Source organism: Caballeronia sp. LZ033 (assembly GCF_031451265.1).
GTDB lineage: Bacteria > Pseudomonadota > Gammaproteobacteria > Burkholderiales > Burkholderiaceae > Caballeronia.
The window spans coordinates 348,986-366,098 of record NZ_JARUXQ010000001.1 but is presented as its reverse complement, the minus strand read 5'-3'; the positions used below and the strand labels follow the sequence as shown (position 1 = coordinate 366,098).

General features: G+C 61.8%; 15 protein-coding genes. 9 read left to right on the top strand and 6 right to left on the bottom strand.

The genetic code is table 11. The annotated features are described in order from the left end of the window. Positions 1-396 precede the first annotated feature (396 nt). The 7 genes from ilvA (at position 397) to QCE62_RS01765 (ending at position 8,854) form a co-directional block, all read left to right on the top strand. Complete coding sequence (gene ilvA, locus QCE62_RS01795; protein WP_309919540.1) at positions 397-1,920, top strand: threonine ammonia-lyase, biosynthetic; 1,524 nt, start codon at positions 397-399, stop codon at positions 1,918-1,920. A gap of 5 nt (positions 1,921-1,925) precedes the next feature. Continuing rightward, positions 1,926-2,861, top strand: a complete 936-nt coding sequence (locus tag QCE62_RS01790; RefSeq protein ID WP_309913624.1) for a 5'-nucleotidase — start codon at positions 1,926-1,928, stop codon at positions 2,859-2,861. Then, entirely contained in the window at positions 2,858-3,682 is an 825-nt protein-coding gene (gene queF, locus QCE62_RS01785; RefSeq protein ID WP_309807162.1) for an NADPH-dependent 7-cyano-7-deazaguanine reductase QueF, read from the top strand. Before QCE62_RS01790 ends, queF begins: the two co-directional genes overlap by 4 nt. A 194-nt stretch (positions 3,683-3,876) precedes the next feature. Further along, complete coding sequence (gene dndC, locus QCE62_RS01780) at positions 3,877-5,022, top strand: DNA phosphorothioation system sulfurtransferase DndC (RefSeq protein ID WP_309913621.1); 1,146 nt, start codon at positions 3,877-3,879, stop codon at positions 5,020-5,022. Further along, complete coding sequence (locus QCE62_RS01775) at positions 5,009-5,227, top strand: DNA modification system-associated small protein (protein ID WP_309913618.1); 219 nt, start codon at positions 5,009-5,011, stop codon at positions 5,225-5,227. The genes dndC and QCE62_RS01775 overlap by 14 nt, the downstream gene beginning before the upstream one ends. Positions 5,228-5,238: 11 nt before the next feature. After that, on the top strand, positions 5,239-7,323 hold the full coding sequence (dndD, locus tag QCE62_RS01770) for a DNA sulfur modification protein DndD (RefSeq protein ID WP_309913615.1): 2,085 nt from the start codon (positions 5,239-5,241) through the stop codon (positions 7,321-7,323). Beyond that, a complete protein-coding gene (locus tag QCE62_RS01765; RefSeq protein WP_309913612.1) occupies positions 7,304-8,854 on the top strand; it encodes an FtsK/SpoIIIE domain-containing protein in 1,551 nt (516 codons plus the stop codon). The genes dndD and QCE62_RS01765 overlap by 20 nt, the downstream gene beginning before the upstream one ends. A 116-nt stretch (positions 8,855-8,970) precedes the next feature. On the opposite strand, the gene QCE62_RS01760 is transcribed toward QCE62_RS01765, so the two are convergent. Genes QCE62_RS01760 through QCE62_RS01750 form a run of 3 tightly spaced genes read right to left on the bottom strand, consistent with a single transcriptional unit; the run spans position 8,971 to position 11,754 of the window. Beyond that, entirely contained in the window at positions 8,971-9,357 is a 387-nt protein-coding gene (locus tag QCE62_RS01760; RefSeq protein WP_309807160.1) for a RidA family protein, read from the bottom strand. 28 nt (positions 9,358-9,385) lie between these two features. After that, positions 9,386-10,864 (bottom strand): D-aminoacylase, encoded by a 1,479-nt coding sequence (locus QCE62_RS01755; RefSeq protein WP_309919537.1) that lies wholly within the window; start codon positions 10,862-10,864, stop codon positions 9,386-9,388. Between the two features lie 2 nt (positions 10,865-10,866). Then, positions 10,867-11,754: a MurR/RpiR family transcriptional regulator gene (locus QCE62_RS01750; RefSeq protein WP_309913609.1), complete on the bottom strand. Its 888-nt coding sequence runs from the start codon at positions 11,752-11,754 to the stop codon at positions 10,867-10,869. 141 nt (positions 11,755-11,895) lie between these two features. On the opposite strand from QCE62_RS01750, the gene QCE62_RS01745 reads away from it, so the two are divergent. Next, on the top strand, positions 11,896-13,170 hold the full coding sequence (locus QCE62_RS01745) for an amino acid deaminase (RefSeq protein ID WP_309913606.1): 1,275 nt from the start codon (positions 11,896-11,898) through the stop codon (positions 13,168-13,170). Here QCE62_RS01745 and QCE62_RS01740 read toward each other — a convergent pair. Both QCE62_RS01740 and QCE62_RS01735 read right to left on the bottom strand, forming a co-directional pair. Beyond that, positions 13,167-13,637: a MarR family transcriptional regulator gene (locus tag QCE62_RS01740; protein ID WP_309913602.1), complete on the bottom strand. Its 471-nt coding sequence runs from the start codon at positions 13,635-13,637 to the stop codon at positions 13,167-13,169. The two genes, QCE62_RS01745 and QCE62_RS01740, sit on opposite strands and share 4 nt — an antisense overlap. Positions 13,638-13,653: 16 nt before the next feature. Beyond that, positions 13,654-15,249 (bottom strand): MFS transporter, encoded by a 1,596-nt coding sequence (locus QCE62_RS01735; protein ID WP_309913600.1) that lies wholly within the window; start codon positions 15,247-15,249, stop codon positions 13,654-13,656. A 110-nt stretch (positions 15,250-15,359) separates the two neighbouring features. Between QCE62_RS01735 and QCE62_RS01730 the strand changes: the two genes are divergently transcribed. Then, positions 15,360-16,208, top strand: coding sequence for an EcsC family protein (locus QCE62_RS01730; RefSeq protein ID WP_309913597.1), 849 nt, complete (start codon positions 15,360-15,362; stop codon positions 16,206-16,208). On the opposite strand, the gene QCE62_RS01725 is transcribed toward QCE62_RS01730, so the two are convergent. Further along, on the bottom strand, positions 16,178-17,104 hold the full coding sequence (locus QCE62_RS01725) for an alpha/beta hydrolase (RefSeq protein WP_309913594.1): 927 nt from the start codon (positions 17,102-17,104) through the stop codon (positions 16,178-16,180). The two genes, QCE62_RS01730 and QCE62_RS01725, sit on opposite strands and share 31 nt — an antisense overlap. Positions 17,105-17,113: the final 9 nt, after the last annotated feature.

Sequence of the window (17,113 nt, the reverse complement as noted above, 5' to 3'; positions counted from 1 at the left end):
TGCGAGGCGGACGTCATCAAGACGCCTTCGGTGTGCCCGGGATCAACGCCACGATCGCGCGTGACGCGCATGCCGCTCGGCCGCCGCGTGCGACGCGCGGGGGACATGCGCCAGAAAATCGATCCGAAGCTGCCGGTGCATCTGCCGATCCTGATTGCTGATACGTAAAAGGAAATTCTAACCCAGGATCATGACGCGCGTTGCCGGGCGCTAGCAGGCGGAAGGGCTTTTTGCTAGTACATTCGCGACGCGTTCATGGCATTTTCGACGCTTTTTTGCACGACCGTCCGGACGGTCGGAACATATGGGGGTGCGGCGACGAGCGCGACAGGCGCTATCATGGATGCTTTCGCCCTCAAAACCCGCACGCATGCGTGCCGCGTGACGATTTTCCGCATGACACATCCCGACTACCTGAAGAAAGTGCTGACCGCGCGTGTGTACGACGTCGCGCGGGAAAGCGAGCTCGAACCCGCGAACAATCTGTCGGCGCGCCTGCGCAATGCCGTGTTCCTGAAGCGCGAGGACAACCAGCCGGTGTTCTCCTTCAAGATTCGCGGCGCCTATAACAAGATGGCGAACCTCTCCGCCGACGAACTCGCGCGCGGCGTGATTACGGCCTCGGCGGGCAATCATGCGCAGGGCGTGGCGCTGTCGGCGGCGCGGCTCGGCTGCCGCGCGGTGATCGCGGTGCCGACCACTACGCCGCAGGTCAAGATCGACGCGATCCGCACGCATGGCGGCCCGACGGTCGAAATCGTGCTGGCGGGCGAATCCTATAGCGACGCCTACACGCGCGCCGTGCAGCTTCAGGAAGAACGCGGCCTGACCTTCGTGCATCCGTTCGACGATCCCGACGTGATCGCCGGGCAAGGCACCGTCGCGATGGAAATCCTGCGCCAGCATCAGGGCCCGATCCACGCGATCTTCTGCCCGATCGGCGGCGGCGGTCTGGCGGCGGGCGTGGCGGCCTACATCAAGGCGGTGCGTCCGGAGATCAAGGTGATCGGCGTGCAGACCGAGGATTCCTGCGCGATGGCGAAGTCGGTCAAGGCGGGCGAGCGCATCACGTTGAGCGAGGTCGGCCTGTTCTCGGACGGCACCGCGGTGAAGCTGGTCGGCGAGGAAACCTTCCGCCTGTGCCGGGAACTGCTCGATGACATCATCACCGTCGACACCGACGCCCTCTGCGCCGCCATCAAGGACGTGTTCCAGGACACGCGCTCGGTGCTCGAACCGGCGGGCTCGCTCGCGGTGGCGGGCGCGAAGCTGTATGCGGAGCGCGAAAGCATCGAGGGCAAGACGCTGATCGCGGTGACCTCGGGCGCGAACATGAACTTCGACCGCATGCGCTTCGTCGCCGAACGCGCCGAAGTGGGCGAGGCGCGCGAGGCGGTGTTCGCCGTGACGATTCCCGAGGAGCGCGGCAGTTTCAGGCGCTTCTGCGAACTGGTCGGCACCCGGAGTGTGACCGAGTTCAACTATCGCATCGCGGACGAAAAAGCCGCGCACATCTTCGTCGGCGTGCAGATCAAGTCGCGCAAGGAAACGGCGCAGATGATGACGGCCTTCGTCGAACATGGTTTCGCGACCGTGGATCTGTCGCACGATGAACTCTCGAAGCAGCACATCCGCTACATGGTGGGCGGCCGCTCGCCGCTCGCGCGCGACGAACGCCTGTTGCGCTTCGAATTCCCGGAGCGGCCGGGCGCGCTGATGAAGTTCCTGTCGTCGATGGCGCCGGACTGGAACATCAGCCTGTTCCATTACCGTAACCAGGGCGCGGACTATAGCTCGATTCTGGTCGGCATCCAGGTGCCGCAGACGGACAACGCGGAGTTCGAGCGTTTCCTCGCGACGCTCGGCTATCCGTGGTGGGACGAAGGCGCGAATCCGGTGTACCGCCTGTTCCTCGGCTGACCAAGATGTCTTTCACGCTCGAAGACAAGCTCGTCGTCGCGATTTCGTCGCGTGCGCTGTTCGATTTCGAAGAAGAGAACGGCGTCTTCGAAACCGGTGATCTCGCGCGTTACGAGGCCTTGCAGCGCTCGCGGCTCGATACGCCCGCGAAACCCGGCGTGGCATTCAGCCTGATCCGCAAGCTGCTTGCGCTGAACACACAGGAACAGCGTGTCGAGGTGGTGATCCTGTCGCGCAGCGATCCCATCAGCGGCCTGCGCGCGTTTCGCTCGTGCAAGGAGCATGGCCTGGCGATCGAGCGCGGCGTCTTCACGCGCGGGCGCTCGCCGTTCCGCTATTTGCGGCCGCTGCGCGCTTCGCTGTTTCTGTCGGCGAATCCGGAGGATGTGCGTGCGGCGCTCGACGCCGGCTTCCCCGCCGCCAGCGTTCTGCCCGAAACGGTCGTCGCGGCGAGCCATTACGCCCATGAGATTCGCATCGCCTTCGACGGCGACGCCGTGATCTTTTCCGACGAAGCCGAGCGCGTCTTTCAGGAGAGCGGCCTGCCGGCGTTCATTGGCCACGAACTCGACAAGAAGGATTCGCCCTTGCCGGGCGGACCGCTCAAACCGCTGCTCGCCGCCCTTCACAAGCTCCAGCGCATTGCCGCGCAAGGCGAGCGCGAAGGAACGACGCCCGCGAACGGCAGCCCGCCGATGCACATCCGCACCGCGCTGGTCACCGCCCGCTCCGCGCCTGCACACGAGCGTGCGATCCGGACGCTGATGGCCTGGAACATCGAGATCGACGAAGCGATGTTCCTCGGCGGCCTCGACAAGGGCGACTTCCTGCGAGAATTCGAGCCCGACTTTTTCTTCGACGATCAAATTCGCCATTGCGAATCGGCCCGCGACGTCACCGTCACGGGGCACGTTCTCAGCGGCATAGCGAACGCCACATGACACCCGATCAATCTCCGCTCGGCAAGCCCGTCCACTACACCGAACAGTACGATGCGTCGCTGCTGTTCGCGATCGACCGCAAGCGCGCGCGCGATGCGATCGGCGTCCCTGCGCGGCTGCCGTTCTTCGGCACCGACATCTGGAATGCCTACGAACTCTCTTGGCTGAACCGTAACGGCAAGCCGCAGATTGCGGTCGCCACGTTCTTCGTGCCGGCGGATGCGCCGAACATCGTGGAGTCGAAGTCGTTCAAGCTGTATCTGGGATCGTTCGCGCAGACGCCGTTCGATTCCATCGACGACGTGCGCGCCGCCATCAAGCGCGACGTGTCGGCGATCTGCGGGGCGACGGTGTCCGTGCAGCTCAGCGCGCCCGCGGATTTCGGCAAGCTCGTGATGGAAGAGTTCGATGGCCTGTCGCTCGACCGGCTCGACCTCGATTGCAACGTGTATTCGCCCGATCCGTCATTGCTGAGCGCGGCGCACGGTGAGACGCCCGTCGACGAGACGCTGTTCTCGAACCTGTTGAAATCGAACTGTCCAGTGACGGGCCAGCCGGACTGGGGCAGCGTGCAGATCCGCTACTATGGCTCGCAGATCGATCACGCGGGATTGCTGCGTTACATCGTGTCCTATCGCGGACACACGGGGTTTCATGAGCAATGCGTCGAGCGCATCTTCATGGACATCATGCGGGAGTGCAAGCCGGAACGGCTCGCGGTGTATGCGCGTTATACGCGGCGCGGTGGGCTGGATATCAACCCGTTCCGCACCAACTTCAATCTGCCGATGCCGGATAATGCGCGGCTGGCGCGGCAGTGATAAAGAATTTTCTCAACGAAAGCCGATGGAATTTTCTTACTGAGCTGAAGCCGCACATCTTAAGCACCAAGGCAACCCGAAATAAATCAGAGAAATCCGATTTATTTCGGGTTTTTATTTTCACATTCCACATGGTCATTGATTAGCAAACCGTATAAGATTTTAAAGTATCGCCGCTGCAAAGAAAGTTGAGCATGAGCAAGATATTTCAAGTGGGAGACGAACACCACTCGATTGAGGAACTCTGGGAAAGAGTTATCTGGGATATAAGATCGGAGTATCTATCTCCTGCACAAGATTTTCCTTGGATCATTGGATTCTCTGGCGGTAAGGATTCCACCTTGGTTGCGCACCTTGCGTTCGAAGCGCTTCTGACAATTCCTCCATCGCAAAGAACCAGGCCTGTACACGTAGTCTCAAACGATACTCTGGTTGAAAGTCCGTTCGTCATGCTGCATCTGAATAAGGTATGCAAAAAAATTGCAGCTTCGGCAAGTGACTTGGGGTTACCCGTTGTCGTGGCACGCACGCAACCACCGCTGGACAAGACATTTTGGACGCTGCTCATTGGAAAGGGATATCCGAGTCCCAATCAGAGTATGCGCTGGTGCACGGACAGACTAAAAATCATGCCTACTAGCGCGTACATAAAAAACAACATCTCGGAATTCGGCGCAGCAATCGTCGTATTGGGAGTAAGACGTCTGGAAAGCAGCACGCGTCAACGTGTCGTCGACGGCTATAAAAATCAAGCAAACTCGCGTCTGCACGAACACAGCGAACTCAAGGGGGCCTACATCTACCGCCCGATCGTCGATCTATCGACGGACGAGGTATGGGAAGCCCTCGGCACATTTGACGCCCCGTGGGGAGGTTCGCATTCGGACCTCTTTACGCTTTACCGTGAAGCGGAAGGCGGTGAGTGTCCTGTCGTCCTGAGTAGTGAGGAGGCTCCCGGTTGTGGCACACCAAATAGCCGCTTCGGCTGCTGGACATGCACGGTCGTCGAAAAGGACAAAAGCCTGCAAGGCTATGTCGACTCTGGACATCACCGCTACCTTCCGTTGATTCGCTTTCGCGACTGGCTTCGCACGAACAGGAATGATCCCGCCAAGCGGCAGGTGCTTCGACGCAATGGAAGGCTCACTTTCGGCACAGACGGGAGACATATCCCCGGCCCTTTCACTGTCAAGGCGCGCATGGAGATTCTGGAGCGTCTGCTTGAGACCCAGCGAGTGTTCGGAGAAACGCTGATCTCGATGGACGAGATTGACCTCATCCACCAGATATGGGCCGAAGAACTAAGACAACAACGAGGAGTAGCCGATGGAACGCACTGAAATGGAACGCCATTTGTCCGACCTCCCGCTGTGGGCCGACGAGGACGCAATGCAGGTACTAAGCGAGGTCGGAAGCAAGTATGGGATCGAAACTGATGTGCTTGCAGAACTGGTCGTCCTGCAACGAGAGCGCCAGCATCAAGAGCGTGCTCACGGCATTAACGCGCGCATCGAAGAAATCCTCGGTCGGGTTACGGAGGCTTAGAGCGACAGAGTATGTGGATATCAAATATCGAGCTCACCAACTTCAAGTCCTACCGACGCGAAACCTTTGAGTTTCCGAGCCCCTCTGAGGATCGCAATCTTGTGCTCATTGGCGGTCTCAACGGCTTTGGCAAGACAACCATTCTGGAAGCTTTGTATCTTTGTCTTTACGGCAAGGATGCTTTGGTGCATCTTGCGCGCGCGGGCCTCAAAGCCGACGATAGTTTCGGCTACCCAACCTTTCTCGAACGGGCCTTCAACGGAGAGGCGCGTCATGCTGGCGCGGGCTTCATGTCCGTGAGAGTAAGAATCCATCGCACAAAATTGCAAGCACTGGATGTAACGCGAAAGTGGTTCTTCAAACCTAACGGAAGCTGGGCCGAAGACGAGGCACTCGCTCGTTTGGTCACTCGCGACATTCCAGGTTCGCCACGTATAGACGGGCAAAACAACTTCAGCCTTACCGAGTTGCTGGACGAGTTTTTCCTTCCTGCTCATATTGCGCCGTTTTTCTTCTTCGATGGGGAGGAGGTTAAGAAGCTCGCGGATCAGTCTCGTGTGGAACAAGTCAAACAAGGGCTTGAGGGCCTGCTCGGCGTAGTGCTGCTGCGAGCGCTCTCCGACCGCCTCAAGAATTTTGAGTCGATAAAGCGCAGCGGGGTCATTAATGTCGACCAAGACAAACTGGAACTCGCTCGAATTGAACTGAGTCGCTTGGAAACAGAACTTGAGGAAGCTCAAGTCGAGCTGAAGTCGATGCAGTCTGAAGCCGACAGGATTCGAAATGAGCGCGAAGATCTGATCAGCCGCATGACGGCGCTTGGCGCAGGAAGCGCGGACGTCTCATCGCTGGGCAGTCTCATCGAAGAAAGACAGCAATTCCGAAACGAACTAGGTAAATGTCATCAGAAGCTTGAGGCCGTGCTCGCTGGCAAGCTCCCGTTTCATCTTACCGGTCCCGATCTGCTTTCCGAGTATCGAACCCAGATCCACGGGGAAGCGCGTTGGTATGAGTGGGAAGCAGACAGGAGAGCTTTGGAGCCGCGAATCGCCGCATTCGAGGAAGCATTCTTCAGTTCCACTGCAACGGTAATTCGGCCTCCGCTCACCGCGTCTCAATGCGCCGAAGTACGCGAGGGCATCACTCGCGCCTGGACAAGCTTGTTCCATCCGCCACCGCCAGACGCCGCGTCGGAAATTGAGCATAAGTATCTGAGAAAGGAAGCCCGACAGGAAACACTGCAGTTCCTGGATTCGCTCGACCTTAGTCGAAGAGATATAGACGAACTCTTGCAAGAGCAGGAGTCGCTGCAGCGACGCATTGAGGACCTTGAGCGCCAGATAAATCGCCTCGAGGGCCTTGACCGTGATGGAACCTTGGCGGCACTGAAGCGGAGCATTGATGATTTGAGCCTGCCTTGGGAAAGACTGCAAGAGGCCATGCGTGCAAGCGAACGCAGGCAGGGAGCCTTGGATCATCAAATCCGTTCACTGCGCCCGACCTATCAACGTGAACGACAGAACTCGGACAAGTCAAACCCGGCGCGTTCGCTCATTGAGAAATCAGAACGGGTTCGTCGAGTCATCAACGAGGTGATACCAAAGCTGTTTCCTCTCAAAGTGCAAGAATTGGCCCGGGAGATGACAAAAATCTATAAGGCACTCGCGCATAAAGACATCGTCGACCGAATCGATATCCACGATGACGGCAGAACTCGACTACTGGATGGCTCAGGAAAAGAAATCATGGCTGACCGTTCGGCCGGCGAGAATCAGATCTTCGCCACCGCCTTGATAGCGGGTCTAGCGCGAGTGTCACGTATCGCGGCGCCCCTTGTCGTTGATACGCCCTTGGGTCGTCTTGACAGCAAACACCGGGAGAACATATTGAGGTTTTGGACCAGTGATCCCAGACGTCAGGTCATCCTGCTTTCACAAGACGAAGAAATCGATCCTGAGTTTTTCAAGCGACTAGAGGGTCGCGTGTGCAAGTCCTACTTGCTTGAACATGTGAACGTTGGCCACGGCATTGGACGGACCAGCGCGAAAGAAGATTCCTATTTCTCAGGAGCTCGCGATGACGAACATAGTCATTGAGCATGCATTGAGTTCCAGATATCGCACAAGCGCTCAGGCCGACCGGCACAATACGGTGATTATGGAGGCGCTTGAGCTTTCGACGCGCGCAGCGGCAGCCCGGTTAGCCATTGGAAGATCTCTGTCGATTCCGAACAGTGAAATCAGCGACGATCACAAATCTTCGATCGATGCGAAAGGTGTTGAAGTTCAAGGTCAGACCTTGTTCAACGTCCACGACATCGCTGCATGGATCGGATTGGTTGTGACGCATGCACGCCTGTACGGCAAAGTTATAGAAGATCTTGATGCATTCAAGGCTGCTGTGCGTTTTCACTGGCACAGAGGTGCACAGTTGCTAATGGCAGACTGGCACGACTGTGAACAGAACTACGACCGATTCGTACAAGTTCTGATCATGCGCAGAGCTTCATTGACCGAGCGACCTGCGTCTTGTGCGCCCCCTCACCGTAACGATAATCTCGGCGCACCGCCTATTGCCGGCTCAGATCAAATCGATCTCGTACAAGCTCTTTCAGAGATAGGCATTTCCGCAGAAGCTCGGGGCATTTTCGTTGGTCCCCGCCTGACGCGTCATGAAATCGGCTTACTCGACGTGAGTCAGTTTGATCGGCTCAGGAAAAGCCTCAACCAACTTGCTCTCAGCCTGGGGCTAAGAGATTCCGTTCCGTGCATGTCACCCGGCCGGGAAGCGAAAAGCGTGTTGATCGACATTGCCAGACCACGCGATCAGTGGACGCAAATCGGATTTTCAGAACTGAAGCATTGGAGCGATAACCGCTTGGGCTCTGGATCGCTACCGGTTTTCGTCGGACTTGATCTTGACGGCGCGAACGTCTCGTTCGATCTGCGCACTGCACCCCATCTGCTAGTTGGTGGGGCAACGGGGATGGGCAAAAGCGTGTGTCTGCACACGCTTGTCCTCTCGCTTCTGCTCGGTCGATCCGCAGAGACGTTGCAACTGGCACTCATCGACCCGAAGCAGGTCGAGTTTGCACCATATGCCGCTCTCGACAACCTCTTTGGCGGGGAAGTTGTGCCGGACGTTGCAGGAGCTCTGAAGCTCCTGCAACGTCTCGTGGTTGAAATGGACACGCGCTACGCTACATTCGCAGGCTTGGGAGTTTCCGATATTGCTCAGGCTTTAAAAAAAGGCGCAGAGCTTCCGTACGTCGTTGTCGTGGTTGAGGAACTCGCGGACCTCGTTCTGCAGAGCAAGAAGATCGAGCCTCTTATCATAAGACTCGCTCAGAAGGCTCGGGCAGCAGGAATTCATCTGATTCTCGCAACACAACGCCCGGATGCGAAGACTTTTTCCGGTCTGATTCGCAGCAATGTTCCAGCGCGAATCGCTCTCACAGTTCAGAAAACGTCGGAATCGATCATCGTCATCGACGAGGCTGGCGCGGAATCGTTGACGGGAGCAGGAGACATGCTAGTCAAACTTCCTGGAAAAGCGCTTGTTCGAGCGCACGGACCGATGATCTCACCCCAGGACATCAACGCAGTCGTGCAGGGCCGGTTGCCTTGAACTGATCGGCCTCGCGGAAAGCACTCGAACTTGAAGTGGCGAGCCGCTCGACTCGTCACTTCAGATTCGTATGAGGCCGCACTTCTCCGCGTAAGTGACCGACCAATGGGCTCAACTCACGCAGCCGCCTTCTTATAAGCCACGCAATCCACCTCGACCTTGCAGTCGATCACCATCGACGACACCACGCACGCCCGTGCCGGCGGGTTCGCGCCGAAATACTCCTTGAACACCTTGTTGAACGACGCGAAGTCGCGCGGATCGTCCAGCCACACGCCGCAACGCACCACGTGCTCCGTGCCGTAGCCCGCTTCCTGCAGGATCGCAAGCACGTTCTGAATCGCCTTGTGCGATTGCTCGACGATGCCGCCGTTGATCACCTCGCCGTTTTCCATCGGCGTCTGGCCCGACACGAACAGCCAGCCATCGGCCTCCACCGCGCGTGCGAACGGCATATGCGCGCCGCCTTGTCCCTTGCCGCCTTCCACGCCATAACGCTTCATCGCTTCACTCCTTGATTCAAATACAGGTTTAGAACGCACCGCGCGCATCGAGCTTCGATGCCGCGCCGCGCGCAACGAAATGTCCCGCGCGCGCACCGGTCATGGCCCGCTCGCGATACGTCAGCACCCCATTCACCCACACCGCGTCGATGCCGTCCGCCGCCTGCTGCGGCTGCGCAAACGTCGCGGCATCGCGCACGCGTTCAGGATCGAACACCACCAGATCCGCGTGATGGCCCACCTTCACCTCACCGCGCTCCGTCAAACCGAAGCGCCGCGCTGTCAGACCCGTCATCTTGCGCACCGCTTCCTCGAGCGGCATCAGCGACGTGTCGCGCGCATAGTGCCCGAGCACGCGCGGAAACGCGCCCCACAGACGCGGATGCGGCAACGGATCGTTCGGCAAACCGTCCGAGCCGACCATCGTCGCGGGATGCGAGAGGATGCGCCGCACGTCGTCTTCCGACATGTTGTGATACACCGCGCCCGCCGGCTGCAAGCGCTTCGCGGCTTCCTGCTGCGTCACCTGCCACGCGTCGGCCACTTCGCGGATCAGCTTGCCCGCCATCTCCGGATGCGGCGTCGACCAGGTGATCGTGATGTCGATGTCGCCCGTGACCTGCTTGAGATCGAGCGTCGACGAACTGCGGTTGTACGGATAACAGTCGCACGCGACCGGCTGCCCCGCGCGCGTGGTGTCGATCGACTTCAGCACTTCCGTGCTGCGCCCCCAGTTCGACGGCCCCGCGCACTTCAGATGCGAGATCACCACCGGCACGCGCGCATGGCGCCCGACGCGATAGGCCTCGTCCATTGCATCGAGAATGGCGTCGAACTCGGTGCGCATGTGCGTCGTGTAGAGCGCGCCCGCCTGCGCCAGCGGTTCGGCGAGCGCCTGCACTTCCTCGGGCGGCGCGCTGAACGCCGAACCATAGGCGAGACCGCTCGACAAACCGAGCGCGCCATGCGCCAGCGCCTCTTCAAGCTGCGCGCGCATGCCGGCGATTTCGTCGCCGGTGGCGGCGCGGTCGAGCCTGTCCATGTGATTGCTGCGCAGCGCCGTGTGGCCGATCAGCGCGCCGACGTTCACCGCCGGGCGCGCGCCGTTCACTGCATCGACATAGGCCGCAAAGGTCGGATACTGGAACGCGGCGGCATCGCCGAGCAGGTTCATCGGGTCGGGCGGCGCGCCTTTCAGCGTCACCGGCGACGCGCTGATCCCGCAATTGCCGACGATCACCGTCGTCACGCCCTGGGTGATCTTCGGCATCATCTGCGGCACGCGGATCACGTGGGTGTCGTCGTGCGTATGGACGTCGATGAAGCCCGGCGCGAGCACCTTGCCCTCGGCATCGAAGGTGTCGTCGGCGCGCCAGGCGGACAAGCCGCCGGGCGCCGTGATCGCGACGATGCGTCCGTCGCGCACCGCGACATCGCGCGCCACGGCGGGCGCACCCGTGCCGTCGATCACCCGCGCGCCGACGATCAGCGTATCGGCCAGTTCCATCATCAGTCTCCCAAGGGTTGACGCTCGCCGCCGCCGCGATGCGCGTCGAGCGCATGCTTCATGCGGCGCAGCAGTTCGCGGCTGGTGTCGGCCTGCTTGACGGCCAGTTCGGTGACGAGCAGGTCGAGCGCCATCATCATCGCGTAGCGCGACGACGACGGCTTGTAGATGAAGTCGCTTTCCATTGCGATGACCGGGATCAGCCAGTCGGCCAGCACGCCCAGCGGCGACGCCGGCGCGGTCAGCGCAATCACGCGCGCGCCGTACTGCTTCGCGAGCCGGCAGCTTTCGACCATCTCCGGCGTCTGCCCGGTCACCGAGAGCGCAACCACGACGTGTTCCTTCGACAAGGTCGACGCCACCATCCGTTGCAGCAGGCCGTCCTGATACGACGCCACCGGCCGGCCGAGCCGCACGAGGCGAAAGCGCATTTCATCGGCGAGCGCGGTCGAGCCGCCGCCCATCCCGAACACGTAGATCATCGCGGCGGCGGCAAGCGCGTCGGCGGCCTCGGCCACCGGCGCTGCCGCGAGCGCGCCCTGGTTCTGCGCCAGCGTGCCCTGCACTTCCTCGAAGATGCGCGCCGCCAGCGAAGCCGGCACGGCGTCGGCATCGCGCGTCAGGAAGCGCTGGCCGACACCCGCCGCCTGCGCAAGCCGCAGCTTCAATTCGCGCACGTCCTCGCAGCCGACCGCCTTCGCGAAACGCGTGACCGTCGCGACGCTCACCGCCGCCTTGTCCGCCAGCGCGCCAATGCTCGCGCGCGACGCGGCCACGATGTCGTCGAGGATCAGCGCCGCCACCTTGCGTTCCGCGTCGCGCAGTTCGGGCGCGCGCTCCGCAATGCGTGCGACGATGTCGATACCGATGGAATGAGACGGGCCGTTCATGAGGTGCGCGGTTGACTCGCGATGATGTTACTAAATAACATTTCCATCCCGGATGCTACTTTGGTTACTATCGTAGCGTCAACATCGGAGCACGTGAGACGGCGCCCGAATCTATTTAAATGGACGATGGAGCAGCAGCGCATGAAAGTTACAAACTATCAAAGCCCCGCGATCGACCCGTTCGGCAAGGGCCTCGGCATGGTGCCGGGCACGGGCATCCAGTTGCAGGACGCGGCGCGCCTGCAATGGAACCTGCTCGAGGAAGATGTCAGCCTGCCCGCCGCCGTGCTGTACGCGGACCGCATCGAGCACAACCTGAAGTGGATGCAGGCATTCGTCGGCGAATACGGCGTGAAGCTCGCGCCGCATGGCAAGACTACGATGGCGCCGCAACTCTTCCGCCGTCAGTTGGAAACCGGTGCGTGGGGCATCACGCTGGCCACCGCGCATCAGGTGCGCGCGGCGTATCGCGGCGGCGTGCATCGCGTGCTGATGGCGAACCAGCTGGTCGGCAAGCGCAACATGGGCATGATCGCCGAGTTGCTCACCGATCCGAATTTCGAATTCTTCTGCCTGGTGGATTCAGCCGACGGCGTCGATCAGCTCGGTGAATTCTTCAGCTCGGTGCGCAAGAAGCTCAATGTGCTGATCGAACTCGGCGTGCCGGGCGGGCGCACCGGCGTGCGTGACGACGCCCAGCGCGACGCCGTGCTCGCCGCCATCGCGCGCTGGCCGGGCACGATCGAACTGGCGGGCATCGAGTTGTATGAAGGCGTGCTGCAGGACGAAGCGCGGGTGCGCGAGTTCCTGAAAAGCGCCGTCGATGTCACGCGCGCGCTGATCGCCGACGGCAAGATCAAACGCCAGCCGGCGATCCTCTCCGGCGCGGGCTCCGCGTGGTACGACGTGGTCGCCGACGAATTCGCCAAGGCCCATAGCGACGCCATCGAAGTCGTGCTGCGTCCGGGCTGCTATCTGACGCACGATGTCGGCATCTACAAGAAGGCCCAGAACGAGATCTTCGCGCGCAATCCGATCGCGAAGAAAATGGGCCAGGGACTGAAACCGGCGCTGCAACTGTGGGCGTACGTGCAGTCGATTCCGGAGCCGGACCGCGCGATCATCGGGCTCGGCAAGCGCGATTCGGCCTTCGACGCCGGCATGCCGGAACCGGCGAAGCACTATCGTCCGGGCAACGACGCGCCACGCGACATCGCGGCTGAAGAAGGCTGGGAAATTTTTGGTTTGATGGATCAGCACGCGTATCTGCGCATCCGTCCGGGCGACGATCTGAAAGTGGGCGACATGATCGCGTTCGACATCTCGCACCCCTGCCTGACCTTCGACAAGTGGCGTCAGATTCTCGTCGTCGATCCGAAGTATCGCGTCACCGAAGTCATCGAGACGTTCTTTTAAATCTTCGCCTCGAGCGCGGCCGCCTGCGATGCATTGGCGGCCGCCACGTCCTGGATGCGTCCCTCGAACATGTGCAAAGCGCTCGACAGCGCCTCGATGGCCTCGTCGGGCAGCGACGCCATCGTGTCATGCAGGAACGCATTGCGGCGCGGCAGGCCTTCCTGCGCGATCGCCCGGCCTTGCGCCGTCAGCGCGACATTCGACACGCGATTGTCGCGCGCATCCACGCTGCGCATGATCCAGCCGAGTCCTTCGAGCGTCTTCAGCTGTCGCGTCAGCGCGCCGGGATCGACCTTCAAGTGCTCGACGAGCTTCTTCTGCGACAGCACGCCCGCATGCTCGTGCAGCGCGAGCAGGATGCGCCAGCGGGGCATCGGCTGACCGACGGCCGTCTCGAACGCCGACATGAACGCCCGATAGGTGCGTCCGAACTGCTGGATGACGGCGATACGGTCTTGTTCGTTCATGCTGTGTTTCCCGTGCTCATTCGGCGAGGATGACCGGTTCCTGCGGCCCTTTCAGGCGCACCGGAGGAACACGCCGCGACTGCCATACCGATACCACCGCGATCAGCGCCGCCAGCGCCAGCCCGATGTGGATCGCCGCCACCAGCGACTCGCGCGCGGACTCGAGCAGCATCGCGCCGTCGTGGCCCGCGGCGCTCAGTTGCGCGAGCAGCGCCTGTTGCCCGTCCTGATTGATGAGGATCTGCGGATCCGAGAGATCGCCGGCCCAGCGCAGCGCATGCGCCTTGTCGAGCGCGAGGTTCACGCCGCTTGCGTACAGCTGGCTCACGAGCGTACCGGTGAGCGCCGTGCCGATCATCCCGCCGATCATGCGCAGCGATTGCAGCAGCGCGGTTGCGATGCCGAGATGCGCGCGACCGGCCGTCTGCTGGGCGAACACGGTGAGGTTCGGCATCACGAAGCCGAGGCCCAGGCCGCCGAGCAGCATGACCACCAGCAACAGCGAGCGCGGCATGTTGTGCGTGGCCACGACGACACCCAGGCACGACAGCGCCAGCAGGGAGAAGCCGGCATACAGCATCAGGTTGGCGTTCTTCAGGCGCGTCACGATGCGTCCGTTCACGATGCTGCCTATCGTGATGAACACCACGAGCGGCGTGATCATCACGCCCGCATCCTTCGGCGACATGCCGAAGCCGCCCTGGAACAGCAGCGGCGCGTAGAACAGCAGCGAGAACATCGTGAAGCCGCCGAGGATCGCCAGCGTGAAGAGCGCGGCGAGCGCCGGGTTGCGGAACATGTCGATCGGCAGGATCGCGTAGTCGCAGCGCTTTTCCCAGCGCCACAAGCCAAAGCCCGCCGCGATGGCGATGACCAGCAGGCCCGCCGTTGCCACGCCGAAGCCGTGCTTGGGCAACATCTCGACGAACAGTTGCAGCGCGCCCAGCGACGCCGCGATCAGCAGCGCACCGGGCCAGTCGAGCCGCATCTTGCCCTGGTGGACGACGTGACGCAGATGCGGCAGAAAGCGCCACACGAAGAACAGCGAGATCACGCCCACCGGCAGGTTGACGTAGAACACCGAGCGCCAGCCGTAGTACTGCGTCAGGAAGCCGCCGAGCGACGGCCCGACCGCATTGGCGATGCCGAACGCCGAACTCATCAGCACTTGCCAGCGCAAGCGCACGACGTTGTCCGGAAACAGATCCGCGATGCAGGCGAACGCGGTGCCCACCAGCATGCCGCCGCCGATCCCCTGCAGGCCGCGCGCGAGCACCAGGAACATCATGCTGTTGGCGAGCCCGCACAGGACCGAGGCGACCGTGAACACGACGATCGATGCAATCACGAACGGCTTGCGCCCGTAATAGTCACCGAGCCGCCCGAAGATCGGCACCGTGATGACGGAGGTCAGCAAGTAGGAGGTGGCGACCCAGGCGTAGAGGTCAAAGCCCTTGAGTTCAGCGACGATGGTCGGCAGCGCGGTGCCCACCACGGTTTGATCGAGCGCCACCAGCATGGTGACGAAAGAGACGCCCAGCATCGCCATGAGCGATTCGCGGAAAGGCAGAACCTGTCCGCTGGAATGATGCGCGGCGGTATGTACGGCCATCTTTGTAAGCGCAACGATTGACTAGTCAACGGAACGGGAATCATAGCATGCTGTGATCATCCAATCCGCGTGGCACTCTAATGCTTACGCTACGTAACGAACATATCCCAATGGAACCGACGCCGATCATCACCTCCCCGCTTTCCACCGACGATTTCGCCGCTCTGTCCCACGCCAAGGAGCTGCTGGAGAGTCCGTCACTCACCATGAAACTGGCGAGCGTCGTCGGCGCGCCGATCGAGAAGCTGCTCGGACGCTTGCCGGGGGCCGCGCAGGAAAAAGTCGACGAAGCGACGCAGCTCGCGCTCCGGAAGTGCCTGCAACTCGCATTGCGGACGATCGGCAAGAGCACGCCCTCTGGTTCGCTGCTCGCGCCGCCGCCCGACAAGCCGCACAATCTGATGCACAAGCTCGCCGTCGCGACGACCGGCGCCGCTGGCGGTGCGTTCGGCCTGTTCGCGCTGCCCGTGGAACTGCCCGTCACGACGACGCTGATGTTCCGCTCGATCTGCGACATCGCGCGCAGCGAGGGCGAGGACCTGCAGCGTGTCGAGACGCAGCTGCAATGCTTGATGGTGCTCGGCATGGGCGGCACGAAAGCCAGCGACGACAACGCCGATCTCGGCTACTTCATCGTGCGCGGCGCACTGGCGCAGTCGGTCTCGCGCGCGACCAGCGAGATCGCGGCGAAGGGCCTGGGCAGCCACGGCTCCACGGCGCTCCTCAAGTTCCTGCAGACCATCGCGTCGCGCTTCTCTGTGCAGGTCAGCGAGCAAGTGGCCGCCAAGTCGATCCCGGCGATCGGCGCGGTACTCGGCGCCATGGTCAATACCGTGTTCATCGATCACTTCCAGCAGATGGCGCACGGACACTTCACCGTGCGCAGACTGGAACGCCGTTATGGCGGCGCGGCCGTCGAGCGCGCGTATCAGACCATCGAGGTGATGGGCGGCCGGTGAGCTTCGCGTGAAGCCGTTGCCTGTTCGATGAACGCCGCCGCGCGGGCCAGCGCCTCGCTGGCCTCCGGCATGAACGGCGCCCAGATCTGGAAGATGTGCGGCACGCTGCGCCAGACATCCAGCTGCACCGCGACGCCTGCGGCGCGCGCCCGCCCGGCGACGCGCGTCGAGTCGTCCAGAAGCAGTTCCGTGTCGCCGACCTGGATCAGCAGCGGCGGCAGGCCGGCAAATTCGCCGAACAGCGGCGACGCATACGGATGGCGCGCATCGGCGCCGCCGAGATACTGCGCGGCGACGCGCGGAAACACTGCGGCGTGATACATCGGATCGCGGCCTTCGTTCGTCCGCATCGACGCGCCGCCGCAGGTCAGGTCCGTCCACGGAGAAAACAGGACCGCCGCTGCCGGCAGCGGCGTGCCGGCGTCACGCAACGCGAGCAAGGTTGCGAGCGCCAGGCCGCCGCCCGCCGAGTCGCCGGCAAGGACGATCGCCTGCGCGGGCGTACCTTCGTCGAGCAAGCGCCGATATGCCGCGACGCTATCGTCGATCGCAGCGGGAAAGCGATGTTCGGGCGCCAGCCGGTAATCGAGCGACAGCACGTTGGCGCGCGCCTGCGACGCGAGCCTGAAGGTAATCGCACGATGACTGCGCGGCGAGCAGAAGTAATAGCCGCCGCCGTGCAGATACAGAATCGTCCGCGGCGTGTGCGTCTCCTTCGTGAGCCATTCGTCACCGGGTGCGCTGACTGTGAGCCGCCAGCCCTTCGGCACGCGCGGCGTCCACACTCGACGCGACGCATAGGACCGGGCCAGTTCGACGTCGAGTTCAGGCCGCGCGGTATGCGGCCGGATCCGCGTGCGCAACGCCCAGCAGGCTAGCGCGCGTTGCCAGCTCATCGGCGTGCG

Bases quoted from the DNA above. Each gene is read 5' to 3' on its own strand.
- ilvA (WP_309919540.1), top strand. From the start codon at position 397: ATGACACATCCCGACTACCTGAAGAAAGTGCTGACCGCGCGTGTGTAC.
- QCE62_RS01790 (WP_309913624.1), top strand. From the start codon at position 1,926: ATGTCTTTCACGCTCGAAGACAAGCTCGTCGTCGCGATTTCGTCGCGT.
- queF (WP_309807162.1), top strand. From the start codon at position 2,858: ATGACACCCGATCAATCTCCGCTCGGCAAGCCCGTCCACTACACCGAA.
- dndC (WP_309913621.1), top strand. From the start codon at position 3,877: ATGAGCAAGATATTTCAAGTGGGAGACGAACACCACTCGATTGAGGAA.
- QCE62_RS01775 (WP_309913618.1), top strand. From the start codon at position 5,009: ATGGAACGCACTGAAATGGAACGCCATTTGTCCGACCTCCCGCTGTGG.
- dndD (WP_309913615.1), top strand. From the start codon at position 5,239: ATGTGGATATCAAATATCGAGCTCACCAACTTCAAGTCCTACCGACGC.
- QCE62_RS01765 (WP_309913612.1), top strand. From the start codon at position 7,304: ATGACGAACATAGTCATTGAGCATGCATTGAGTTCCAGATATCGCACA.
- QCE62_RS01760 (WP_309807160.1), bottom strand. From the start codon at position 9,357: ATGAAGCGTTATGGCGTGGAAGGCGGCAAGGGACAAGGCGGCGCGCAT.
- QCE62_RS01755 (WP_309919537.1), bottom strand. From the start codon at position 10,864: ATGGAACTGGCCGATACGCTGATCGTCGGCGCGCGGGTGATCGACGGC.
- QCE62_RS01750 (WP_309913609.1), bottom strand. From the start codon at position 11,754: ATGAACGGCCCGTCTCATTCCATCGGTATCGACATCGTCGCACGCATT.
- QCE62_RS01745 (WP_309913606.1), top strand. From the start codon at position 11,896: ATGAAAGTTACAAACTATCAAAGCCCCGCGATCGACCCGTTCGGCAAG.
- QCE62_RS01740 (WP_309913602.1), bottom strand. From the start codon at position 13,637: ATGAACGAACAAGACCGTATCGCCGTCATCCAGCAGTTCGGACGCACC.
- QCE62_RS01735 (WP_309913600.1), bottom strand. From the start codon at position 15,249: ATGGCCGTACATACCGCCGCGCATCATTCCAGCGGACAGGTTCTGCCT.
- QCE62_RS01730 (WP_309913597.1), top strand. From the start codon at position 15,360: ATGGAACCGACGCCGATCATCACCTCCCCGCTTTCCACCGACGATTTC.
- QCE62_RS01725 (WP_309913594.1), bottom strand. From the start codon at position 17,104: ATGAGCTGGCAACGCGCGCTAGCCTGCTGGGCGTTGCGCACGCGGATC.